12 protein-coding genes are annotated in these 24389 nt (G+C 67.8%); 7 read left to right on the top strand and 5 right to left on the bottom strand.

Features of this window, described 5'->3' with window-relative positions; genetic code table 11:
- Nucleotides 1-6: 6 nt before the first annotated feature.
- Together J8I33_RS12045 and J8I33_RS12040 are read left to right on the top strand one after the other, a co-directional pair.
- Nucleotides 7-1278 carry an acyl-CoA dehydrogenase family protein gene (locus tag J8I33_RS12045; protein ID WP_209924292.1) on the top strand — a complete coding sequence of 424 codons (1272 nt, stop codon included), beginning with the start codon at nt 7-9 and terminating at the stop codon, nt 1276-1278.
- Entirely contained in the window at nt 1275-2675 is a 1401-nt protein-coding gene (locus tag J8I33_RS12040) for an LLM class flavin-dependent oxidoreductase (RefSeq protein ID WP_089490034.1), read from the top strand. The genes J8I33_RS12045 and J8I33_RS12040 overlap by 4 nt, the downstream gene beginning before the upstream one ends.
- Nucleotides 2676-2800: 125 nt before the next feature.
- On the opposite strand, the gene J8I33_RS12035 is transcribed toward J8I33_RS12040, so the two are convergent.
- Complete coding sequence (locus tag J8I33_RS12035) at nt 2801-4228, bottom strand: MFS transporter (protein ID WP_209924291.1); 1428 nt, start codon at nt 4226-4228, stop codon at nt 2801-2803.
- A 327-nt stretch (nt 4229-4555) separates the two neighbouring features.
- On the bottom strand, nt 4556-5464 hold the full coding sequence (locus J8I33_RS12030; protein ID WP_209935858.1) for an alpha/beta hydrolase: 909 nt from the start codon (nt 5462-5464) through the stop codon (nt 4556-4558).
- 86 nt (nt 5465-5550) lie between these two features.
- On the opposite strand from J8I33_RS12030, the gene J8I33_RS12025 reads away from it, so the two are divergent.
- The 4 genes from J8I33_RS12025 to J8I33_RS12010 all read left to right on the top strand — a co-directional run bounded on the left by J8I33_RS12025 (nt 5551) and on the right by J8I33_RS12010 (nt 15961).
- Nucleotides 5551-5937, top strand: a complete 387-nt coding sequence (locus tag J8I33_RS12025; protein ID WP_124630136.1) for a MerR family transcriptional regulator — start codon at nt 5551-5553, stop codon at nt 5935-5937.
- A gap of 490 nt (nt 5938-6427) precedes the next feature.
- Nucleotides 6428-6790, top strand: coding sequence for a hypothetical protein (locus J8I33_RS12020; protein ID WP_124592691.1), 363 nt, complete (start codon nt 6428-6430; stop codon nt 6788-6790).
- A gap of 121 nt (nt 6791-6911) precedes the next feature.
- Nucleotides 6912-7235 (top strand): hypothetical protein, encoded by a 324-nt coding sequence (locus J8I33_RS12015; RefSeq protein WP_050015283.1) that lies wholly within the window; start codon nt 6912-6914, stop codon nt 7233-7235.
- A gap of 122 nt (nt 7236-7357) precedes the next feature.
- Nucleotides 7358-15961 (top strand): RHS repeat-associated core domain-containing protein, encoded by an 8604-nt coding sequence (locus J8I33_RS12010; RefSeq protein WP_209935854.1) that lies wholly within the window; start codon nt 7358-7360, stop codon nt 15959-15961.
- A 120-nt stretch (nt 15962-16081) separates the two neighbouring features.
- Here J8I33_RS12010 and J8I33_RS12005 read toward each other — a convergent pair whose 3' ends face one another.
- Nucleotides 16082-16489 (bottom strand): VOC family protein, encoded by a 408-nt coding sequence (locus J8I33_RS12005; RefSeq protein ID WP_185731848.1) that lies wholly within the window; start codon nt 16487-16489, stop codon nt 16082-16084.
- Nucleotides 16490-16838: 349 nt separating this feature from the next.
- Nucleotides 16839-20195, bottom strand: coding sequence for a YadA-like family protein (locus J8I33_RS12000; RefSeq protein ID WP_209935848.1), 3357 nt, complete (start codon nt 20193-20195; stop codon nt 16839-16841).
- A 1064-nt stretch (nt 20196-21259) separates the two neighbouring features.
- On the opposite strand from J8I33_RS12000, the gene J8I33_RS11995 reads away from it, so the two are divergent.
- Nucleotides 21260-22075: a response regulator gene (locus J8I33_RS11995; protein ID WP_050015289.1), complete on the top strand. Its 816-nt coding sequence runs from the start codon at nt 21260-21262 to the stop codon at nt 22073-22075.
- A 22-nt stretch (nt 22076-22097) separates the two neighbouring features.
- Here J8I33_RS11995 and J8I33_RS11990 read toward each other — a convergent pair whose 3' ends face one another.
- Complete coding sequence (locus J8I33_RS11990) at nt 22098-24272, bottom strand: TonB-dependent siderophore receptor (RefSeq protein ID WP_209935841.1); 2175 nt, start codon at nt 24270-24272, stop codon at nt 22098-22100.
- Between the last annotated feature and the right edge of the window lie 117 nt (nt 24273-24389).

Below are 24389 nucleotides of genomic sequence, written 5' to 3'. Positions count from 1 at the left end.
ATCCGCATGACTTCGTCGCACGCAGCTCCCGACCTTTCCACCGGTACCGATTACGACGCGCTCGCGAGCCGGTTCCGGCCGATCTTCGAGCGTATCGCCGCCGGCACCGCCGAGCGCGAACGCAACCGCGAACTACCCCACGAGGCGATCGGCTGGCTGAAGTCGGCAGGCTTTGGCGCGATCCGGCTGCCGGCAAGCGCCGGCGGCGCAGGCGCATCGCTGCCGCAGTTGTTCCGGCTGCTGACCGAGCTCGCCGCCGCCGATTCCAATTTGCCGCAGGCGTTACGCGGGCATTTCGCGTTCGTCGAGGACTGGCTGAACGCGCCGGACAGCCCGCAGCGCACGACCTGGTTCGACCGCTTCGCAAGCGGCCAGCTCGTCGGCAATGCATGGTCGGAAGCCGGCGACGTACCGCTCGGCCAGACCGTCACGAAGGTGTCGGAGCAGAACGGCCGGCTCGTGCTGAACGGCCGGAAGTTCTACAGCACCGGCAGCCTGTTCGCCGACTGGATCGACGTGTTCGCGCAGCGCGCGCACGACGGCAGCGACGTGATCGTCGCCGTCGCGACCGCGCAGCCCGGCGTGATCCGCGACGACGACTGGGACGGCTTCGGCCAGACCACCACCGGCAGCGGCACGACACGTTTCGAGAATGCGGCGGTCGATGCCGACAACGTGATCGATTTCGCACGCCGCTTCAAATACCAGACCGCGTTCTACCAGTTGTTCCACGTCGCGACGCTGGCCGGCATCGGCCACGCGATCGTGCGCGATGCGGGCGAGCTCGTGCGCAACCGCACGCGCGTGTACAGCCACGGCAACGCGCAGCGTGCCGGCGACGACGCCCAGCTGCAGCAGGTGATCGGCGAGATCGCGTCATGGGCATACGCGGCCGACGCGCTCGCGCTGCGCGCCGCGCAACCGCTTCAGCACGCGTACGAAGCGCGCTTCGGCGGCGACGAAGCGGCCGAGCAGGCCGCAAACGTCGCGGCCGAAATCGAATCCGCGCAAAGCCAGCTCGTCGTGTCCGAACTCGTGCTGCGCGCGGCGACGCGCCTGTTCGACGCGCTCGGCGCATCCGCGACCCGCAGCACGACCGCGCTCGATCGCCACTGGCGCAACGCGCGCACGGTGTCGTCGCACAACCCGCTCGTGTACAAGGCGCGCATCGTCGGCGACTGGATCATCAACGGCCGTACGCCGCCGTTCGTCTGGCGCGTGGGCAGCGGTGCGGGCGCCAATACCGACGCCGCAGCGGAAACGAGGGTCGCGCAATGAGCAAGACCATTCGCTTCAACGCATTCGAGATGAATTGCGTGGGCCATCAATCGCCGGGCCTGTGGGCGCATCCGCGCGACCGCTCGTGGCAGTACAAGGATCTCGACTACTGGACCGACCTCGCGCGCGTGCTCGAACGCGGGATCTTCGATGCCATCTTCATCGCGGACGTGATCGGCTATTACGACGTATACAAGGGCAGCAACTATCACGCGCTGCACCAGGCCGCGCAGATCCCGGTCAACGATCCGCTGCAACTGGCCGCGCCGATCGCGATGGCGACCGAGCATCTCGGCATCGGCATCACCGCGTCGACGACGTTCGAGCATCCATACACGTTCGCGCGCCGGCTGTCGACCGCCGACCATCACACGAAGGGCCGGCTCGCGTGGAATATCGTCACGTCGTACCTGGAGAGCGGCGCGAAGAACGTCGGCGATCACGGGCTGCGCACGCACGACGACCGCTATGCGGTCGCGGCCGAATACGTCGAGGTGCTGTACAAGCTGTTCGAGGGCAGCTGGGAAGATGGCGCGGTGGTGCGCGATCGCGACGGCCGTGTGTTCACGCATCCGGAGAAAGTGCACGAGATCGGCCACAAGGGCCGCTTCTTCGACGTGCCCGGCTATCACCTGTGCGAGCCGTCGCCGCAGCGCACGCCGGTGCTGTTCCAGGCCGGCGCGTCGGGCCCCGGCAAGGCGTTCGCCGCGCAGCACGCCGAATGCGTGTTCGTCGCCGCGCCGACCCGCGACCAGCTCGCGCGCTACGTGGCCGACGTGCGTGCACAGGCCGCGGCCGCCGGGCGCGATCCGGCGAAGGTACTGATCTACAACCTCGTCACGGTGATCGTCGACGAGACCGACGAGAAGGCGCAGGCCAAGTTCGACGAGTATCGCCGCTATGTGTCGTACGACGGCTCGCTGGTGTTCATGTCGGGCTGGACCGGCATCGACTTCGGCCAGTACGCGCCGACCGATCCCGTCAGGCGCGTCGAAACGAATGCAATCGTGTCCGCGGTCGAACACCTGTCGGGCGGCGACACCGCGTGGACGATCGAGGCGCTGGCGGCGTGGGGCGGCATCGGCGGGATGGGCCCGGTGTTCGTCGGGTCGGCGGCGACCGTCGCGGACATCCTGCAGGAATGGGTCGCCGCGACCGACGTGGACGGCTTCAATCTCGCGTATGCGGTCGCGCATGAAACCTTCGAGGACGTCGTGCGCTATCTCGTGCCCGAACTGCAGCGCCGTGGCGCGTATCCGACCGCGTATGCGCCGGGCACGCTGCGCGAAAAACTGTTCGGCGGCTCGGCGCGGTTGCCGGACGAACATCCGGCCGCGCAGTTTCGCGATATCGAACAGGTCAAGCGCGCGGCCGAGCGGGAAGCGGTCAGCGCTTGACGCGTCATATATCGAAACCGGTCTGTCCGCATTCGCGCGGCGACCGGCTTCAGTACAAACGGCTTCGTGCGATTCGACGAAGCCGTTCGTGTTTTCCGAGGGGGCGGTAAACGCCCCCTCGGCGCTTACGCCACGCTTTCGTCGTCGACGTCATGCGCCGTCGGTTCGTACCGCACGATCAGCAGAAACACGATCGGCGTGACCGCACTGATCGCGACGACCCAGAACATGTCGGTGCCGAGACGGACCTGCAGGATCGGCAGCACGAACAGCGCCAGCGCCTGTCCGATGCCGCACAACGACCGCCCGAAGCCGACGCCGGTGCCGCGAATCGCGGCCGGATACGACAGCGTCGGATAGATCATCATCTGTGCGCCGGGGCCGAAGCCTTCGGCGAACAACCACGTACCGAGCATCAGCAACACGACGCCGACCGCGATCGCCCCGTGCGGATGGCCTGCGAGCGCCAGCGCGACGAGCGCGACCGTTTGGAGCGCGAACCCCGCGATCGCGACATGACGCGACGCATACCGATATGCGAGACGCATGCCGAGCAAGCCGCCGGTGAACGCGAACAGCACGTTCAATGCGAGCGATGCCGCGATCGTCTCGAACACGCCCGCACCGAGGAATTGCGACAGGATCGACGGCAGGAAGAACGCGATCGCCGTGTATTCGAACGGGATGCACAGGTTCATCACGCTGGCGACGATCGTGCGCCCCAGATACGGACGCTGGAACAGCACGCGAATCCGCACGGGCGGCGGGCTCGGCTCGCGTCGCGCATCGTCCGCTTCATGCGCGTGGATGCCATACGACTCGCGCAGGATGCGCGCGGCATTGGCCAGGTCGCCCTGATTCGCGGCCCACAGCGGCGATTCGTTCATGAAGCGGTTGCGGAACAGGATGATGACGAGCGCCGGCACCGCGCCGAAAATCAGCGATGCGCGCCACAGCCAGCCCGCATGCTCGGCCGGCAGCAGGAAATACAGGCCGAAGATCAACAGGAAGCACACCGACGACGCGACGTACCACATCGGGCACCACGCAGCGAGCCGCGACGCCTTGTTGCCGCGGCCGTTGAACTTCGAGAATTCCGCGAGAAACGCCATCGCGACGGGCAGGTCGATGCCGACGCCGAGCCCCATCACGAAGCGCGCGGCGATCAGCACCCAGACATTCGGCGCGAGCCCGGCCGCGATCGCCGCGACCACGAAGAACAGCATGTCGGCCATGAACACCTGATAGCGGCCGATCCGGTCGGTCAGCCAGCCGCCGATCAGGCTGCCGAAGATCGTGCCGATCATGATCGCCGACCCGACCAGCCCGGTCAGCGCGGGCGTCAGCCCGAATTCGCGCGCGACGTCGTCGATGCCGTAGGACAGCGTCGTCAGGTCGTACGCGTCGAGAAACACGCCGCCGAGCGCCAGCAGCACGATCATCCGTGCGTGGCTGACCGAACTGTCCACCGTATTGATCAGGCGCGCGACGTCGCTGGCCGAGCGGATGGGAGAAGAAACCGGCGTGACCGGGCTCAGATCGATCGAACTCATCGGATTCCTTAGTTTGATGCCGAATGCATGGCAAGGTCGTCGTGAAGCCGGGAACCGGGCAAGTGCCTGCGCGACCATCGCGGCGTCGAACGAACGCGGCGCCGCTGTCGCCGGGTTCCGGCAGCGGAAATTCTGTTCCTCCGGTCCGGCAATCCCAAGCGATATAAACCGATAAATTAATCGGCGTGCGTCATAAAGTTGCGCGGGCGGCGCTTGGCAGCGGCACGCATGTTCAATCGAGAATGCCTTCGTTAACGAATCGCCTGCGCTTCATTACATTAGCCGGTCACGCCGGCCCGACCTCTCCGGGCCGCGCGGCACACGACTTCATTGCGCAGACGCCGACCGTACGAACGCGGCCAGATCGCGATTGAACCGCTCGGCTTCCTCGATGAACGGCGCGTGCCCCGACTCCGCGTACACCTTGCTGGCAATGCGCGGATTCAACTCGGCCGCGCGAGCCAGCGTCGCGTGCGTATCGACCAGCGCGTCGCGGCCGCCGTAGATGAAGAGCAGCGGCACACGCGCATTGCCGAGCCCCGCGGCGGCGAACACCGACATCGTCGGAATCGCCTTTTGCATGTCCCACGACGCCATCGCGGCGTTCGCGAGCAAGCGCTCGAACGTCACGGCATCCGGCCGACGGTTGAAGCACAGACCGACGAACGTACGCTCGCCGTCGAGATGCGTTTTCAGGTCCGGCGCATTCATGTCCCGGTACACGTCCGGATGATCGACGATCTGGCCCGGCGCAAGCTCGACCACGCCATCGACATACACGGCGCCCGCGATCGCGCGATCGCCGTATTTGGCGAGGTAGTTCGAGATCACCACGCCGCCGAGCGACCAGCCGACCACGACGGGTTTGCGCGCATGCGCACCGTCGATGACCGCGGCGAGATCGTCGCCCCAGCGGGTTCCGTCGCGATACGGTTGCGCGCCGAGCGGCTTGTCCGACAGCCCGTGGCCGCGCAGGTCGTACGTGATGATCCGGAATCCGCGCAGGTCGGGGCTCCGGACCTGCGCGTCCCAGTTCAGCCGGCTGCCGAGCAGGCCGTGGATCAGGATGACCGGCACGCCGTCGGGGTCGCCGCTTTCCTGCACGGCCAGCTTCACGCCGTCCGTCGACGTCACGGTATAGCTCAGCGGCGCGGCGGCCGCGTCGTACGCCAACGCGAACGGCGTCGCCCACCAGATCACGGCCATCAGCCAGCGGATCAGCACTCGGGTCGTCACGATTTTTCCTCCAGGCATGAACGGACGCCCAGTCTCAACCCTCACACTGGCGTGAGAGTCAAGCGGATCGTGCTAACCTGCTTTCCATGAAAAACCCGCCTACCCAGCCCCTGCTGACCATCGGCAAACTCGCGCAGCTCACCGGCGCGAGCGTGCGCTCGATCCGGCACTACGACGAGCACGGCCTGCTCGCGTCGGTGCGCGCGGCCAACGGCTATCGCCTGTTCGCCGACAACGCGGTGACGCAGGTCAAGCAGATTCAGCGCATGATCGCGACCGGCTTCACCCTCGACGACATTCGCGGCTTTCCGGACTGCATGCTGCTGATCGACGGCGCGCGGTCGTGCGACCAGATCACCGACGTCCAGCGCGAACGCCTCGAAGCGATCGACCGCCAGATCGCCGATCTCGAAAAGCGGCGCGCGCGGCTCGTCAAGATGTTGCGCGATGGCGCGGTGCCGCCGCTCGATTGACGCGCGGTTCGCCAGCCCGGCTCGGGCGCCGCCTCACCCGTCGGCCCCCTCCATACCGGGATCGCGCGAGGATACGCGGCCGCCGCACCACCACAAAAACGCGCCTATTCAATGACGGTCGATTACAAACGCTTTTTATAAGCGCATCCTTGACATGCCGAATCGCGTGGTATTTACTCCCATTGCACTCGACGCAATACGCAATCGCAGCACGACAAAACAACAGGACTGAGAGTTGCATTTGCATCGGCATGCAAGAAATGCGCGTCGGCGAAATGCAAGACGAAGAAGTAAAACAGACGTGATCCGAACGGGGGCCACATCCATGTCCGCTACCAGCAAACCGCCGCCTGGCGGTTGATTCCCGTCATTCAGCCATCCGACCACGCAGGTTCCCCGCCGGTTTTTCGATAGAACCGGGGCGGCATCGTCACGTGCGTCGTCCACCCGCATCGCGTCGCGCATGCGTCGGGTTTCAATGCGAGACGGCATGTTCGCGGAATACTCATTTCAAAAATCCGGTGAGTCCCGAATTTCACCGGTCGCGCAATATAAATTCGGGATTTCTTTAAAAAAGACGTGCCTCGATATTTCACATATTGATGAAGGAATGAAAATGAGTACCACGACGATCGAAAATGCCGGTTACGGGGTCTACAACTCGACCATCGATGTCACGACCCAGGTGGCGGCGGCCTACAAGAACGGCCAGCGCGTATTCACCGCCAGCAATCAATGGGGCGATCCGGCGCCGGGCGAGCGCAAGTACCTGTACATCTTCTGGACCCGCAACAGCGAATGGCAGTCGGGCGTGACCGGCGAGAACGATTCTCACGGCGTGACGCTGCCCTGAACCGTATTCCGCGCGCGGGACGGGTCGCCGCGTCGCGGCAGCGTGCAGTCGCCGTACGGCCCGTGCGCGTCATCCCGCGCGCAGCGTGTTTCCCCACCCTACCGATCGACAGGAGTCTTTCATGCCGTCCATCTACGTGCAGAACATCTCGATTCCCGTGAGCACCGCCACGCCGTCCGACTCGGGCGTCATCACGGCCCAGACCACCTACAGCTTCCCGACCAACGTGATTGCGGCCGGCGCGTCGGTGGCCAGTTACTCGGCCTCGTTCGGCAGCACCGACCACCACCTGCGCACGGTAGGCGCGAGCGTGCAGGTCCAGACGCAGAACAATTCGCCGACGGTGACCATCACGGGCTCGCTCCAACTGATCGACAACAGCAATAACGAACTCAACCCGAGCAGTTGCTCGTTGACCGCGTCGGTCATTGCCTGGGCGCAATAAGCGACGTTCGCCGCCGCATCGCCGCGATGCGCGGCGTCGTTCCATTGTCCGGTTTGCAGTCGTGCCTTTCGTGGTCCTCCGCCCGCCGTTCGGGCCGAGGACCATTTTCTCGAGGAGTCGCCATGTCCACCAGCGCCAGCCAGCAAGCCGACATCCCCGCCCTGGGCGTGCTCCAGTTCGACGCCGGCAGCTTCGGTTCCGCCGTGAACCTGTTCCGCGGCAATCTCGCCTTTCCGCTCAAGCTGCTGACGCTGCCGGCACGTGGCGGGCTGGCGTTCGACCTGACCCTGCTGTACCAGAGCAACGTCGCGGACCAGGTCTCGCAATGGAACCTCACGAACCCGAGCGGCGCGCTCGGCGTGGGCTGGAGCATGCCGCTCGAACGCATCGTCGCGGAAACGCAGGGTACGGGCAGCCCGCTCGACGTCCAGTATTACCTGATGAGCCAGGGCCAGGCGATGCAGCTCGTGCCGATCCCGACGGCGTGGAGCCGCGGCACGCTGCCCGCCGACGCGTTCGACGACGCCGCGACCGCGGCGCTGTTCGCGAGCGACCGCGTGCCGGCGCCGCTCGCGTCCGCGCTGGAACGACACGGCTGGCGCCCGTCCGGCGACGCGCGGATCGCGTCCACCGGCCGCCCCGACGAGTGGCGTCTCGACGATGCGCCGCTGCGCCGCTCGCACCTGTTGCGCCGGCAACCGGACGGCATGATCACCGTGACCACCGACGGCCAGTCCTATGAAACGGCGCCCTACCAGTTCTGGCAGATCACGCACTACCCGGCTTGGGACAGCTGGGAAGTCGTCCGCCCGGACGGCACGGTCGCCACTTACGGCGGCTCGGATGCGGCCGCCGCCGCGCGCAACCTGATCCAGTGGGGCATCCGCTGGGGCAACTGGGTCGGCCCGAGCCGCCGCGCGGAAAACCAGCAGCGCTACGCGCTCGCGTGGAATCTCGCGCAGTTGCGCAATACGCTCGGGCACTGGATCGAATTTTCGTACAGCACGATCGAGCAGGCGGTCGGCGACGGCACGTTGACTTACACGCGCGAATGCCAGATCGCGAGCATGGAAAACGATCTCGGCTGGTCGTGCCGGTTCGCGTGGCAGCCGATGACCTACGACACCCGCTCGCTCGACGCGCCGAAGGAATACCTGGCCGCGCACGGCGACCCTGCCCAGGCGCCGGGCGACCAGCCGAACGCATGGCAGGACCGTTACGAGACGCGCTATCTCGACCACGTCGACGTGATCGACGGCTCGGGCGCGCAGCAGACCCGGCTCGATTTCGACTGGTACGACCTGACCCTGCTCGCGCCGCGCGACGCAGCCAATCCGCTCGCCACCGGCGCCTGCTACAAACGCTATCTGAAAGGGGTGACCGATACCTTCAGCGGCGGCGCGGCCCGCCCCGGCATCGCATTCGACTACAACTTCGATGCCGACGGCGCGCCGAACCCGGGCGCGATGACGTCGATGACGCTGCCCACCGGCGGCGTGCTGCGCTACACGTACGCCGAGATCGACGTGGGCGCGGACGAGAACGTCGATCCGGGCTCGCGCAACCTCACCGTCGACAATCCGTTCGGCGCCAGCCGGCCGGGCGCGCCGCGCATCTGGTACGGCGCCGACTACGTGGTCGTCGCCTGGTACGAGGCCAGCGAGAACGCGCTGCTGGTGAACGTCTACACGTGGCTGGGCCGCTGGATTTCGGCCTGGACGGACTGGCAGCGCTTCGACGGCGCGCTCGATCTCGATCGGACGGTAGCCACGACCAGCGCCGACAGCTTCATGCTGCTGCTGGCCAACCTCGACGACACGCAATCGACGCTCTATCTCGCGTCGCGCCGGCCGGTCGCGAACGCGGACTGGCATTTCGCGGGCGAGCCCGGCTCGCCCACGCCGTACCGCTACGACAGCACGCAACTGCGGATCGCCAACGGCGCCGACTTCTTCGTCGTGATCGACGACGACGATCGCCGCGTCGACCGCTACGCGCTGAACTGGCAGACGCGCGACTGGGACGTCGCGCCCGCGCTCGCGAGCGGCACGTGCTGCCCGTCCGGCAGCGTCAACACGCAATCGTACGTGGCGGCGACCACCAATCACTATCTGGTGTTCTGCTATGACGAGGACACGGCGCGCGGCCGCTTCAGCCTGATGGTCCGCGATGCGGCGACGCTGGCGTGGCGGCTCGGCAGCACGCTGGACACCGACGCGATCACGATTCCGGCGGTCGGCGCCACGTCGTATTTCCAGCTGTCGATGGGCCAGGGCTTCGCGGCCGCCGCGTGGATCGACCGCTATGCGTCGTCGGGCGGCGTGGTGCAGGCTTTCGACTACCGCCTGGCCGTGCTCGCGTGGGACGACGACTACGGCAACCTCGCGTTGCGCCCGCTGCCCGACGTATTCGACGGCCCGGGCTTCACGAACCTGTCGCCGGCCTTCATGCAGACGCTCGGCCCGGTGATCACCGGCAACAGCCTGATCGGCTCGGGCCCGAACGTGCTGGTGTTCGACGGCGTGAGCTGGTCCTACCACTTCGCCGGCATCCAGTACGCGCCCGGCAGCGACGCGAACCGCCAGTTCTACTGGTACGCGTGGGATCAGCTCGGCGTGCTGAAGACGGAGAACACGACGTCGGCGCTCTACGCCGCGCTCGACAGTTTCGATCCCGACGCCGACACGCCGTGGGTCACCCAGGTGCTGCAGGACGAGGACCCGGCGCCCGCGGACCGCGAGACGCAGGGCTTCCCGACGCTGGCCGGCACGTTCCTGTCGCAGAACCGCGACCTCTACGGCCGGTCGGTCTGGCCCGCGTGGAACCCGCTCGCCGGCTTCCGGCTGGGCGAGATCACCGTCGATCGCTTCGACAGCACGACCGTCATCAACCAGGCGCCGGACTTCCTCGCGTTCATGACGCTCGACGCCGACGGTGCGCCGCTCGACACGCAGGTGCGCTTCTTCTGCAACGGCGGGCTGCTGCGCGACGCGCAAGGCGAGCCGGTGGTCGAGCGTTTTCCCGGGCAGCAGATGTTCCGCCTGCTCAACAGCACGCTGCACTACGAGACGGCCATTTCGGGCAAGCTGCCGGCGATTCCGTCGGGGTTCGTGACCTTCCCGTCGGGCAACGAGATCGACGCATCGACCCACATCACGCTGCACCGCTATGCGAATCACTCGCTGCATGCGCCGCTCGCGGCCTTCGTCGTGACCGCGCTCGCGATGGACAGCGGCTACGACACGATGCTGCGCTGCTACGCGTACGCGGACGTGTCGGCCAACACCGATCCGTCGGGCAGCATCGTGCAATTCTCGACGGTGTCCGAATACCAGGCGTGCGCGACGCCGCAGGCGCAGCGCTACGGCTGGACCACGAGCCATTTCTACAACGGCCTGCCCGCGCGGACGCTGCAGTTGCCGGACGATTGCCGCATCCGCGCCGGCGTACGCGGGACGGCCGCGCCCGTCGACGACGCGTACTCGCTGGCGGCCGGCCTGCTGCTGTCGAGTTCGGTGTACGAGCGCGACGGCACGCTGCTGTCGTCCACCACCAGCGACTGGACCTACACCGACCAGGTCGCGAGCGACGCGAACGGCGCCACGCTGCGCAATCTCTACGACGCCGTGCCGCAGATCGCGACGTCGGTCGAGAGCCTGCAGGGCGTCGCGCGCACCATGACCTATGCGTACAACCCGGCGTCGGGCTATCCGGCCACGGTGCAGACCGCCTATTACGACAGCCGGGGCGAGCTCAACGTCACGCAGCGCACGTCGCTGTTCGGTTTCGAGGTCTACCCGGCGATGTGGAGCGCGCACATCCTCGCGCCGGTGGCCAGCGCATCGACGCGGGTGCAGGCGGACGGCGGCTGGCTGTTGCAGGCCGCGAAGGCGCAGACCTTCCGCAGCTGGGCGCACGACGACGGCACCACCTATCTCGCGGAAGCCGACAGCTGGGTCGCGGTCGACGAGAACGCGCCGCCGTTCGCCGCGTGGAACGGCGGTCAGCCCGGCGCGGGCTGGCTGCTGGAGGAGCGTATCGACACGCGCGACGGCGAGGGCAACGTGCTGCTCTCACACGACGTCACCGGCCGGCCGATGGCTTCGCTGTTCGACGATGCAGCGCGCTTTCGCATCGCCGGCTTCGTCAATTCGGCGGGCGGCAATGCGTACGACAGTTTCGAGGATTACCAGCGGCCGACCTGGAGCCTGCCGGCCGGCGCCGCCGTCTATCGCGACGACGCGGCCAGCGGCACCGCCTGCCTGCAGATCACCGCGTCGGCGACGCTCACCCGTGCCGTGACGCTGACCGACGGCCGCGCGCGGCAGTTGTTCGGCCTCTGGTTCAAGAGCCCGCCCGGCGCGACCGCGAGCGACTTCACCGTGACGTTGACGCTCACCGCGCCGGGCGGCGCGCAGTTGAGCCGGCGCCTCGCGCCCACCGCCGGCCAGTGGCAACCGCAGCAATGGACCGTCGATCCGTCGTCGCTCGGCCTCGGCGCGAACGCCACCGTCACGCTCGGCATTCGGGCCGAACTGCCGGCGGGCGGCGCGGCGTGGCTGCGGCTCGACGACGTGTTCTTCACGCCGCTCGACTGCCAGTTCCAGTCGATCGCCTACGACGGCGCACGGCTGCGCACGCTCGGCACCACCGCGCCGAACGGCGTGCGTTCGCGCACGCTCTACAACCCGTTCGCCGAGCCGTCCGTGACGGTCGGCCCCTGGGACAATCCGAGCTTGATCAGCATGACCTGGTTCGCCGCGCAGGACACGACGATCGGCCCGGCCGCGCCGTTTCCGCGCGCCACGCCGAACGCGGCGATCAACGTCAACGGCCAGGGGATCGGCATATACGACGGCTTCTGCAACGGCGCGCTGGCGTTCTACACGGCCGCGTCGGGCAATGCGGCCGACTGGAGCGCGGGCGGCGGGCTGCTCAGCTATCACGGCGAAGCGGCCGGGCCGCTCGGCGCGCGGCTCGAACGCACCGGTTTCGCGGCGGCGAGCATCGCCGCGCGCGTGCTGGTCGACCGCGCCAGCCTCGGCGACGCGGTGCTCGGCACCGGCACCTGGTTCGTCGGCTTCAGCCCGGCGCAGGGCTGGCGTCTGTGGCGGCTCGACGGCGCGAACCCCGTGCTGCTGCAATCCGACAGCGGCGCGCCGGCCGCACGGGAATGGCTGCTGGTGGCCGTGACGGGCCGCGTGCTGTTCTTCGCCGACGGGCTCAAGGTGTTCGAATATGCGGACGCCGCGGTCGCCGCCCCGTTCGGCATCCAGCTCGGCATGACGCAGCCCGGCAGCTTCTCGGCGCTGGCCGTGGCCGAGGACGTCGGCCTGAGCGTCGAGTATCGGGATGGCCTCGCGCGCAGCCTGCAGACGCTGAAGCTCGAATCGGCCGATAGCGCGGTGCTCGACACCGGCGTGTACGACGATCGCGGCAACACCGCGATCCGGGCACTCACGAGCCGTGTCACGGTGTCCGGCGCACAGGCGTTGTTCGTCTACCAGGACGGGCTGGTGACCAACGGCGGCGCCGACGGCAGCCTCTGGCAAGGCGCGCCGCTCGAGGGCGCGCTCGCCGCGTGGCATCCCGACGCCGGCGGCTATCCGTTCGCGCGCACGGTCTACGAAAACGCCCCGCTCGGCCGACCGGTGGCGTTCGGTCAGCCCGGCTACGACTATGCGATCCGGCCCGGCAGCACGCATTACGCGACGCGCGGCTACGGCGTCAACGCCGACGCGGGGCGCTTCGCCTATCCGCTGCCGATCGGCGAGTATCACCTGACCACGGACGTCGATCCCAACGGCGCGGTCACGCAAAGCTGGTCGGACACGGCCGAACACCTGATCGGCCGCGTCGTGCAGAACGCGCTCACCGACGACAGCCTCGACTGGCGCATGAGCCAGATTTACGACGCGCAGGGCCGCACCATCGCGTCGGTGCCGCCCGCGTCGTACGCGGCAGGCGGCGCCGGCACGAAAGCCGTGCCGGCCGGCAGCAGCACCGCCGACTACGACTTCGCCGGGCACCGGCTCAGCTCGACCGATCCCGACAGCGGCACCACGCAGATCGTCTACAGCAGCGCCGGGCTGATGCGCTTCCTCGCCGACGGCAATGCATTGAACGGCGGCTACATCGCCTACCGGAAATACGACACGCTGAGCCGCGTGATCGAGGAAGGCACCTGTGCCGTCGCGTGGGACCGCGCGCAGCTTCAGCAGCATGCCGACGACCCGGAGTGGCCGCCGTCGCCGCCCACCTGGAGCGTGCGCCGCCACTACGACGGCGACGGATCGGATGCGACCCAGGACGACCACCTCGCCGGCCGGCTCTGGAAGGTGGAGGTCAACCAGGGCGACGCCGGGCAGGCCGGCTTGACCGAGACGGTCGCGTACGACCGGGCCGGGCGCGTGCTCGCGCGGCGCCGGCAATTCGCCGGGACGCCCGCGGGCGACTGCGTCATCGCGAATACGTGGTCGGCCGGCGGCAATCTGCTGTCGAGCACGGATTCGACCACGGGGCTCGTCAGCCTGCGCCGTTACGACGCGCTCGGCCGCGTGCTCGAGGTCGCGGCCGACACCGGCGGCACGACGACGGTGCTGATCGCGCACGAGTACGAGCCGAACGGCAAACCGGCGCTCACCCGCCTGTTGCCCGACGGCAAAGGCGCGTCGATGCTGTCCCGACGCTTCGCGTACACGCCGCCCGGCTGGCCCACAGTCAGCGATGCCGGGGGCGTGCTCAGGGAAACGCTCGCCTACGACACCGGCGCCTGTGAGGGCGGCGGCTATTACAACGGCGAAATCGCACGACAGACCGTCACGTCGGACGTGCCCGGCGGGTCGGTCGGGCCGGCCTGCACCACGATGGATTCGCTCGGCCAGCTGACCGCGTTCGGTTCCGGCGCCGACGCGCAACGCTGGGAGATCGACCTGAACGGCAACTTCGAGCGGCACACGCGCGGCGCCGATTCGGCCGGCTACACGTATGCGGCCGGCACCAACCGCCTGACCGGCTACACGGCCGCGCAGGACACCACCACGTTCGCGTACGACCATGCGGGCGGCATCGTCGGCGCGAGCGACGGCGCGGGTGCGACGTGCTGGCAGATCGGCTATGACGCCGGCACCGGACGGCCCGTCAGCTACGCCGGGCCGGGTGCGTCGCTATCGATCCTGCGCGACGCGGACGGCAATCGCGCGGCGCTGACCCGGACGAGCGGCGGCGCGACGTCGCAGCGCTTCCAGACGTCGATGCCCGACGGCGAACTCATGATCGACGCGGCGAATGGCGCGAGCGCGCCGACCCGCTTCATCGCCGCGCTCGACGTCCAGGTCGCGTGGCACGACGGGCGCTTCTACTTCGCGCTGCTCGACCATCTCGGCAGCGTGCGCGTGCTACTCGACGCGAGCGGCGAGACCGTCGGCGCGTGGCAGTACGACGTGTACGGCCAGCCCACCGTGCTGATGGCCGCGCCGTTCGCGTGGCCGCGCCTGTTCACCGGCCACAACTACGACGCGGATTCCGGTTTCTACGACTGCAACGCGCGCTTCTACCACCCGGGCTACGGCCGCTACCTCAGCGTCGATCCGATGCTGGAAACGCCGTCGCCGTACGTCTATGTCGGCAACAACCCGCTCGTCTTCACCGATCCGAGCGGCATGAACGTGTGGGGCATCATCGTCGGCGCGCTGGTCACGCTGGCGGTGGGTGTGGCCGGCGTGCTGCTGCTCGGCACCGGCATCGGCGCGGCGATCCTGGTGGGCGTCGTGGCCGGCGCGGTCGGGTCGATGGCCGGCGACCTCATGAGCATGGCCACCGGCGACCAGATCAGCTGGAAACAGTTCGGCATCGATGCGCTGGCCGGTGCGGCGGCCGGCGCGGCCGGCGCGCTCGCGGGCGGCGGCGCCGGCGCACTGACCGCGCGCGCGGCGCTCGGCCTGAGCGCGGGCAAGGTAGCCACCACGCTGTCGGTGTCGCTCGTCTCCGGCATCGCGGGCGGCGTGGCCGGCGGCGCGGCCGGGGCCGGCGTGACGGCCGGCATGACCGGGCAGCCGTTCTTCAGCCGCGCGACCGCGCTGAACATCGCGATCGGCGCGGTGGCGGGCGGCGGCGCCGGGCTGATGGCGGCGGGCGCGCACCTCACCTTCTTCACCGGCAAGGCGTCGGTCGGCGTGAACCCGACGCCCCTGGAGAACGCCGGCGAAATCCCGAACTATCCGCCGCCGAACGCGCCCGGCTTGCCGAGCGAACCCGGCCAGAGCGGCCTGGTCGGCAAGGTGCGGATCCTGATGCCGAACGATCCGGTCACGGCCAGCGTGAAAGCCCGGTGGGATGCGTTCACCACCGATCTGCAGCGGCAGCAGTTCGCGCAGAATCTCACGCGGGTCGGCAACCTCGACGTCGACGTCGTCGCGACGCACGGTATTTCGCGCAGCGCGATGGTCGAGTGGACGGCCAAGAACGGCGTGCCGATCAACCGGCCGACCTCCGCGTCCACGCTGGCGCGGTTCCTGCGCGCGCAGGGCTATGGCGCGGCCGATACGAACTTTCCCGCCGCGTCGGGCAGGCCGATCAAGCTCGTTACCTGCTTCGCCGGGATGGCCGGCCGCTTCAGTTTCGCGCAGGCGCTGGCCAACGAGCTGCAAGTCGACGTGTACGCGCACTGGTGGGTCGTCTATCCGACCAACAATGCGACGCCATGGATCCGCTTTCAGCCGCGCTGACGGCGCGGCGCATCGCGACAGGCGACGACGGCCGCGCGGCGGCCGTCGCGGATCGGGCACGCTACGCGGCTCTATTTTTATGCCCGTGGGGCGGATTTCCCCGATCCGCTTGTTCCGACGTCAATCGTCGAAGGTGCCCCGATATTCCGGCGCGGCGTCCGCGCGCGTGTTCAGTTCGAACATCACGCCACCCGGCGCGCGGCAAAAGAAGCGGGAGCCGCGCCCGTTGTTGAAGACGTCCGTCTCCATCGCGACGCCCTCCTCCTTGAAGCGCGCGAACAACGCTTGCACGGCCTCGAGGCTCGGCAGTTCGAAGCCGACGTGGAAATGGGTCGGCCACGCGGGCACGCCGTCGCCGACGTGATCGATCACGACGTCGAAGCCCGGGCGTTTGAGAATCCACGATTTGTCCCAGCTTCCCGCGATCGTGAAGCCGAGGTATCGCTCGAAGAATCGGGCCGTCGCCAGCGTGTCGGCAGAGGGGAAGCTCAGGTGGTTGAGTTTCATCGTGTGGGTCGTGTCGGTCATGGTCGCGCGCTCTGATGCGGTGAAGGGCGAAGGCTCCATGCCATGCCGCCCGAGGACTTCAGAATACGAGCGCGGGCTCGCATTCCACAACTCGCATTGGACGTTCCGCCGGATGCGCGTGGAACCCTTGCCGCGCCGTCGGTTGCGGGATGGCGACGATCGCGGCGGATAGTGTGACTCGCATTCGCGACGGCATCGTCGATGCGCGGTGCCCGATCGACTGGCGACATCAAACGACGACGGCCCGGGATTCGCGAACGAACCCCGGGCCTTCGATCGACAGCGGATGGTGCCGGGCTGAGTATCCATTGCCCGGCACCGCGCGTCGCTCAACGCGACGCGGCCTGCATCAGAACTGATAACCCGCGCCGACCACCGCACCGAAGTCCGACCGCGTGTTGCCCGTCACCGATGCCTTGACGACCCAGCGGTTGCTCTCCGTCACATACGAGTAGCCGGCCGCGAAGCCCTGCTGGCCGTGATAGTTCGACGTCGCCGCCGACACCATCGAACGCCCCGCGCCGGTCGGCTGCGGCAAGCCCGCCACCGCCATCGCCGACGCGACGCCGCCGTACATGTCCTTCTTCAGGTCGTTGAACGAGTTGTACACCTGCCCGATGCGCTGGTCGGTATAGCCCTTCGCCTGCGTCGACGCGGTCGCGAGGTTGTCGTTCAGCTGCTGCACGTTCACCGCGTCGGTCGGCGCCGTGCCGGCCGCGACGTTCGTGACCTGGCGCTCGCTGCCCTTCGCGCCGACCGAGAACGAATTGTCGCGATCGGCGACCGAGCCCTGGCCGACCGCCACCGCGTTCTTGCCGGTTGCGGTCGCCGTCGACCCGATCGCACCCGCATCGGCGCGCGCGATCCACGTGGTGTTCGCATCGGTCGCGGTCGCACGGATCCGGTCGTTGACCGCGACATTCTGCAGCGCGGCGTTGAACTGGCCCATGTTGACCGCGTCGTTGGCGTTCACGCCCGCCGCCACGCCGGTCAGCACGCGATCGCCCGCCGTGCCGGAGAAGTTCACGCTCGTGCCGCCCGACTCCTTGCCGACCGTGATCGCGCCGTTCGGGTCCTGCTGCTGCACGAGGCCGGCCTTGCCGTTCGCGATGTTGGTCACGCTCCCTTGCAGGCTCGAGATGTCGGTGGTGTTCTTCGACACCTGCTGGTTGGTCGCGTAGAGCTGCGAGCCGTTCACCGCGTCGGTGCTGGTCGCGCCGAGCGTGCCGGCCTGCACGTTGGTGATGCGCGTGCCGCCCGCGCCGCCGAGCGTGATCGTGCTCTTCGAGCTGTCGTCGTACTGCACCGCGAGCGCGCCGAGCTGGTTCAGGTTCGACTGCACGTCCTTCAGCTGCTTCACGTTCACCGCGTCGGTATCGCTGGTGCCGGCCGCGACGTTCTTCAGCACGACCGCCGACGTGGCGTCGCCGCCGACGAGCGACACCGAATTCAGCCGGTTGCCGCTCGGGTCGACGTCGTACTTGACGACGTTCTTCACCGCTTCGCCGGCCTGGTTCGACACGTTCGTGATCTGCTGTTCGAGCGCGGTCTTCACGCCCGACAACTGGCCGCCGTTGACCGCGTCCGTGCTGCCCGCGGCGAGGTTGCCGTCGGCCACGTTCGTCAGCTTCGTCGGCGCACCGCCGCGCGCGGCGTTGAACGCGCCGAGCGTCGGGTCGAATTGCAGCGCATCCTGCTGCAGCCCGGCAATCGCGGCCGTGTTGTTCGTGATATTGGTTTCGGCGTTGCCGAGGCGCGTTTCGTGATTCGCGAGCGTCGTCGTGTTGCTGCCGACGCGGCCGTCGAGGTTCGTCAGCGCGTCGCCGACGTTGTTGAACGCGCTGCCGCCGATCTTGTAGTTCGGTGCGCCGATCGAGCCGTCCGGGTTCGCCGTCGCGCCGCCGCCGAGTGCGGCCGCGGCGCCGTCGGTCGCGCGACGCAGTTGCGCGCCGTTCACCGCATCGGTGCTGCCGGCCGCCACGTTGCCTTCCGCGACGTTGGTCACGCGCACCGGATTCCCGCCGTTGCCCGCGCCGAGCGATACCTGCTGCTTGCTCGCATCGTCGTATTTGACGGCGAGCGCGTCGAGCTGGCTCGTCCCGTCGTGAATCGCCGCGGTCAGCTGATCGACGTTGACCGCGTCCGTGCCGCGCTTGCCGGCCGCGACGTTGCTGATCAGCTGCGGGCCGTGGCCGCCGTGGCTTGCATCGTATGCACCGAGGCCCGGGTTCCACTGCAGCGCGTCCTGCTGAAGCGCCGCGATGTTGCCGGTGTTCGTCGTCACCTGGTTGCCGACGGCCGTGATCGACTGGTTCAGCGTGTCGGTCGCCTTGCCGAGCTGGCCGACGTTCACCGCGTCGTTTGCGGCCACGCCGTCCGCGACGTTGTGCAGCGTCGTGCCGTTGGGGCCGGCGAACGTCACCGAGTCGAAGCCGCTCGCGCCGTCGTACTTGACGTTGCGCGTATCGGCCGCCTGCAGGTTGACGATGTTCGACGCCGCGGTGCTCAGCGATCCGTTGATGCCGGTCACGCTGTTCTGCAGGTTCGTGATGTTCGACGCCGCCGTCGACAGGGACGTCTGCAACGGCGCGACGCTGCCCTTCAACTGGCCGACGTTGACCGCGTCGGTGTCGGCGACGCCCGCAGCCACGCCGCCGATCGTCGTGCCGGTCGCGCCGTCGAGCGCGATCGCCGCATGCGAGTCGTCGGTGTATTTGACGACGTTCTGCGTCGCCGTGACGATGCTCGTGCTCAAGCTGTTGCCGACGCTGGTCACGCGCTGGTCGACGTTCGAGATCGTGGTCGACAGCGAATTGCCGACCGACGTCACGCGTGCGTCGACATTGCCGATGCCCGTGCTCAGCGTGTTGTTCACGTTCTTCAGCTGCTGGACGTTGACGGCGTCGGTATCGGCCGCGCCCGCCGCGACATTCTTGAGCTGGCGTTCGCTGCCGAGCGCGCCGAACGACACCGCGCCGCCGACCGGCGCGGCCGTGCCGCCGAATACCGGCGTACCGCCGTTGTTCGCGCCGACGCTGCCCGAGCCGATCGCCACCTGGTTGTTGTCGTTCGTCTGCGCGCCGGCGCCGATCGCCACCGACTGGGTGCCGGCGGCACGCGTCTGCGTGGCTGCGTCGTACGATGCGCCTGCCGATACGCCGTCGCTCGACGTCGGGTTCGCGCCGCCGATCGCGACCGAGCGGTCGCCGCTGGCGAGCGCCGAGTGGCCGAGCGCAATCGAGCTCGTGCCGTGCGCGTCCGCGACGTTGCCGAGCGCCATCGAGAAATCGCCGACCGCCGCCGACTGGCGGCCGATCGCCAGCGCGGTGTTGCCCTGTGCGACCGCGACCGTGCCGATCGCCATCGCCGAATTCGCCAGCGCCTGCGAGCCGACGCCGATCGCAATCGCACCGCCGCTGCTGGAACCGCCCTTGCTGCTCGCGTTCGACTGGTCGCCGATCGCGATACCGCTGGTGCCGGCCTTCGCGTTGGTGCCTTGCGTCACGTTGGTGGTGCTGACTGCCACGTAGCTGCCGTTCTTGGTCGCCACGCACAGCGGGTTGGTCCCGTCGATGCACTGGCCGTTCAGCGCGTTGTCCGGGTTGCCGCGGTCGACGAAATTGTCCGCGTGGGCGCCGCCGGCGATCAGCACACCCGCGCCCGTGAACATCGCGGCGGCGAGCGCCGAAATCTGCTTCCTCTTCATGGTCTTCTGCTCCGTTGTGTAGCGTCTGGTTTGAATACGGACTACTTACTTTTATTGACAGCTTCGACTTCGATTGCGACTTCGTTTCGGAAGCGGATTCCGCTACCGGGCCACCATATCGACACGACACGCATCGAGCACCCGTTTCGGCAGGGCGTTCGAAAGCCGCGGGCATGTCGTCGTCCCGACGTCCCGTTCCGTTAATTCGACAATTGCATTAGGAATACGTATTGTTTCTCATGGACGAGTTTTCCCCCGACTGAATCCGGAGATTCAACCCGTCGTCATGTACATCCCCGATTTGTCGTCGCGCCGACCGCGACCCACCACGCTTCTTTTATTTCATCCCGGGCAACAACCGGGGTTTCGTTTCCGTGCAGCAAGCACGGGCCTGGACAGTCATCAATTGATGCGCCGGCCCCGGGTCAGGCAACGTCCGTCACCGCTTGCGGCGCTTCCGCTGCTCTGCTCGACCCGTCGTTCAAAGTTCGGACGAATTATGAGACACGAGCCCGAGTTATTAAAGACGGCATTCTTTATAGATTGTAAAATTCCAAATATTCAACGGCTTAGGTAAAACATATCCATTTCGCAAACGATTTCGCGCCGACGCCGTTATTAAAAATCTTTTACCGAGCGGATAAATACTTTGCCAAAGCGGATTCCAATAACATCTTTCTTCAAAAAGACAATCGCGAAACTGCCCGGCTGTGCGATTTCTCACTGGATATACGCGTAAACCATGAATATTGACGCACGTCGACGCCTTACATTCCTGTCGCAAACCGCCATTTTCGATAATCGAGAAGATTGAATGGTGCGAATAGCGTCGTCATGGCTGGCCGGATTCGAAATATGCTCCTACAATTCCGCTCGCATCGATTCCGGCAGTCGTGATCGTTCTCCACGCGCTCACGGCAATCCGTCGCGTGTCGACCGGCTCCGTGATTAAAACGACGAACGCCGTGCGATGCGTCGTCACAGAGCGGCTTCCGACGTTTCCACCGCACCGGGCAGGCCACCCGCGGAAACGCAGCCAACCGCCTTTTCACCACAGGTGCACGATGTCTTCACCGATCTCCGCGTTGAGCGACGCGCATATCCTGATCGTCGACGATCAACCCGACCAGCTCCGTTTGCTGATCGAGATCCTGCGCAGCACGGGATGCCGGATCAGCATCGCATTCGACGGCACGCAAGCGTGCCAGCGCGCGCAGGCGCTGATGCCCGACCTGATCCTGATGGACGTGCGCATGCCGCACATGGACGGCTTCACCGCATGCCGCCTGCTGGCCGCCGATCCGCTGACGAGCGCGATCCCGGTCATCTTCCTGACCGTGGCCGACGCGTTGCACGAACGGCTCGAGGGGCTCGAGATCGGCGGCGTCGACTATGTGGTGAAGCCATTCGAGCCGGCGGAGGTGATCGCGCGGATTCGCGTGCAGCTGTCCCGGACGAAGCGCGAACGGCCCGCCGTGACGGAGCACGCGGAACGCCCGCCCGCGGGCGGCAAGGAAGACGACATCATCGTGCGCGCGGCCATCCGCCACCTGTCGCGCACGCTGAACGATCCGCCGACGGTGGAGGAACTGGCGCGCGCGGTCGGCACGCACGAAAAGCGCCTGTCGCGCGCGTTTCGCGACAATCTCGGCCAGACCGTGTTCGAGTATCTGCGCTACGAACGGCTGCGGATCGCGCAGGATCTGCTGGATTCCACGTCGCTCAGCATCGCCAGCATCGCGAAGGAAATCGGCTTTTCCACGCCGGCCAATTTCGCGACCGCCTTTCGCGAACGGTTCGGCATCACGCCGACCGAATGGCGGCGCCAGGGCCATGCGGGCGCGCGCACCGCCGCCCGGGAGCCGCAACGCCGCGCGTAGGCCGCATGCGACGCGCTCGCGCCTACCAGTTGTATTTCGCGCTGGCCAGCACGGTCCGCTCGTTGCCGAACACGCACACCGCGTACGATTGGCAGCCGCTCACGTAGCGCCGGTCGAACAGGTTCGCGACGTTCACCGCGAAACGCCAGCGCGGCAGTTCGTAATGGATCGCGAGGTCGTAAAGCGTCGCGCTCGGCACCGTCAGCGAGTTGTCCGGCGCGCCCGCCGATGCGCTCTGGTAGCGCACGCCGCCGCCGACGCCGAGGCCCGCCAGCGCGCCCGTATGCCAGGTCCAGTCGGCCCACATCGACGCGATCTGCCGCGGCAGCGGCACGGACACCGGCCAGTGGTTCAACGACGCGTCGTTCGCCTGCACGTTCTTGACGTCCTGATACGCATACGACGCGACGATCGACAGCTCGCGCGTCAGCTTGCCGACCGCGCTCAACTCGATGCCGCGCGAGCGCACCTTGCCGGTCTGCACCGACGTCGTGCCGGTCGGGTCGAGATTGACCGGCGTCGGCGTCACGACGTTGGTCTGGTCGATCCGATACACGGCCGCGTTCAGCATCAGGTTCCGGCCGGGCGGCTCCCAGCGCAGCCCGGCCTCCGTCTGCGCGCCGCGAGTCGGTTTCGGCAGGCCGCCGCCGAACATCCGCACGCCGATGACCGGATCGAACGACGTCGAATAGCCGACGTACGGCGACAGCCCGGCGTCGCCGCGATAGGTGAGCCCGACGCGCCCGGAGAACGCACTGACGTCCTGCTGCGCGTGCGTGCCGGCGGCGCGGTCGTCGAACCGCGCATTCACGACATCCTCGCGGCCGCCGAGCGTCAGCGTCCAGCGCTGCCAGCGGATCTGGTCCTGCGCGTACACGCCGACCCCGTTCATCGCCGTGTACTGATCGACGTGGCCGAGCGACGTCGGGCCGGAGAAGATCGCGGCCGTCACCGGCCGATAGACGGGGTGGTACAGGTCGAGCGACGGCGCGAGCGCAAGGTACACGCTGTTGGTCGTCGTCTGCCGGTCGAACTGCACGCCGAACAGCAGCGTGTGTTCGAGCGGCCCCGTGCCGAAGCGCGCCTGCGCGTGGTTGTCGATGTCGAGCCGGCTGTAGTTGAGCTGGAACAGCCCCGCGAAACGCATCATGTTCGTCGTGCTGCGCGGCGCGAGGCCGTTGCCGAACACCGTCGCATCGTCGAGCGACAGGTGCGACCAGCGCACGTCCTGATGCAGCGTCCAGATCGCGTTCACGCGGTGTTCCAGCGCATAGCCGAGCGACCATTGCTTCTTGCGGTAGTCGTTGAACGACGGGTCGCCCATGTAGCGGTCCTGCGACAGGCGGCCGTTCGGGTTCGGCAGCACCGTGCCAGACGCGGGCAGGAAGTTCGACGAGATGTCGCCGCTGTCCTGCAGGAACGTCGCGGAAACCGTCAGCGACGTGTCCGCGTTCGGCCGCCAGCGGAACGACGGCGCGAGCGCGACGCGCCGGTCGCCGTTCGGGCCGGTCACCGCATTGCCGTCACGCGCGACGCCGACGAAGCGGTACGCATACTTGCGGTCGGGGTCGAGCGTGTCGCCGACATCGAGCATCGCCTGCTTGCGCGCATCGTTGCCGATCTGCACGCCGGCTTCGCGCACGCGCTCGCCGTCGGCCAGCTTCGTGTGCGCGTCGACGATCGCGCCCGGCTCGCCCGCGCCGTACAGCACCGACGTGGGCCCGCGCAGCACCGCGATCGAATCGATCGTGTACGGATCGACGCGCCAGTTCGCGATCACGGCCGTATCCGGCGCCGGCAGGCCGTCGACGTAGAGCGTCGGCGTAAAGCCGCGCAGCGCCGCATACCAGTCGGTGCGGCTGTCCGCGCCGAACGTCGCGAAACCGGGCACGTAGCGCAACGCCTGGTTCAGGTCGGTCGCGCCGGTCATGTCGATCTGTTGCGCGGTCACGAGGTTGACCGTTTGCGGAATCTCGTCGATCGGCGTGTCGGTCTTGGTGCCGGTGGCGCTGCGCCGCCCGACGAGCCCGACCGACGATGCGTCGGCCGGCCCCCGCACGTCGATGGCCGGCAGCACGGCCGCTGTCGCCGCCGGCACCGATGCCTGCGCGTACGCGCCGCCCGCGGCGGCCACGCACAACGCTCCGCCGGCCGCGATCGCTGTCGCGCGCCGCCCCGCCCCTGTCTCCGTCCACATCGTGTCGATACTCCGTCGTGCTGGGTTGGCCCGTTCGGCCGGATCGGCAGGCCGCGTGTCGCCGCGGCCCGTCCGGTGGTGTCGTGATTGCCGTGCCGGCGAAGGCTGCGACGCGTG

Source organism: Burkholderia sp. AcTa6-5 (genome assembly GCF_017815075.1).
Taxonomy (GTDB): Bacteria; Pseudomonadota; Gammaproteobacteria; order Burkholderiales; family Burkholderiaceae; genus Burkholderia; species Burkholderia sola.
This window is presented reverse-complemented; position numbering and strand designations above follow the sequence as displayed.

What these genes read in the sequence shown, in the direction of transcription:
- J8I33_RS12045 (WP_209924292.1), top strand. Translation starts at nt 7, where the DNA reads ATGACTTCGTCGCACGCAGCTCCCGACCTTTCCACCGGTACCGATTAC.
- J8I33_RS12040 (WP_089490034.1), top strand. Translation starts at nt 1,275, where the DNA reads ATGAGCAAGACCATTCGCTTCAACGCATTCGAGATGAATTGCGTGGGC.
- J8I33_RS12035 (WP_209924291.1), bottom strand. Translation starts at nt 4,228, where the DNA reads ATGAGTTCGATCGATCTGAGCCCGGTCACGCCGGTTTCTTCTCCCATC.
- J8I33_RS12025 (WP_124630136.1), top strand. Translation starts at nt 5,551, where the DNA reads ATGAAAAACCCGCCTACCCAGCCCCTGCTGACCATCGGCAAACTCGCG.
- J8I33_RS12020 (WP_124592691.1), top strand. Translation starts at nt 6,428, where the DNA reads ATGTTCGCGGAATACTCATTTCAAAAATCCGGTGAGTCCCGAATTTCA.
- J8I33_RS12015 (WP_050015283.1), top strand. Translation starts at nt 6,912, where the DNA reads ATGCCGTCCATCTACGTGCAGAACATCTCGATTCCCGTGAGCACCGCC.
- J8I33_RS12010 (WP_209935854.1), top strand. Translation starts at nt 7,358, where the DNA reads ATGTCCACCAGCGCCAGCCAGCAAGCCGACATCCCCGCCCTGGGCGTG.
- J8I33_RS12005 (WP_185731848.1), bottom strand. Translation starts at nt 16,489, where the DNA reads ATGACCGACACGACCCACACGATGAAACTCAACCACCTGAGCTTCCCC.
- J8I33_RS12000 (WP_209935848.1), bottom strand. Translation starts at nt 20,195, where the DNA reads ATGAAGAGGAAGCAGATTTCGGCGCTCGCCGCCGCGATGTTCACGGGC.
- J8I33_RS11995 (WP_050015289.1), top strand. Translation starts at nt 21,260, where the DNA reads ATGTCTTCACCGATCTCCGCGTTGAGCGACGCGCATATCCTGATCGTC.
- J8I33_RS11990 (WP_209935841.1), bottom strand. Translation starts at nt 24,272, where the DNA reads ATGTGGACGGAGACAGGGGCGGGGCGGCGCGCGACAGCGATCGCGGCC.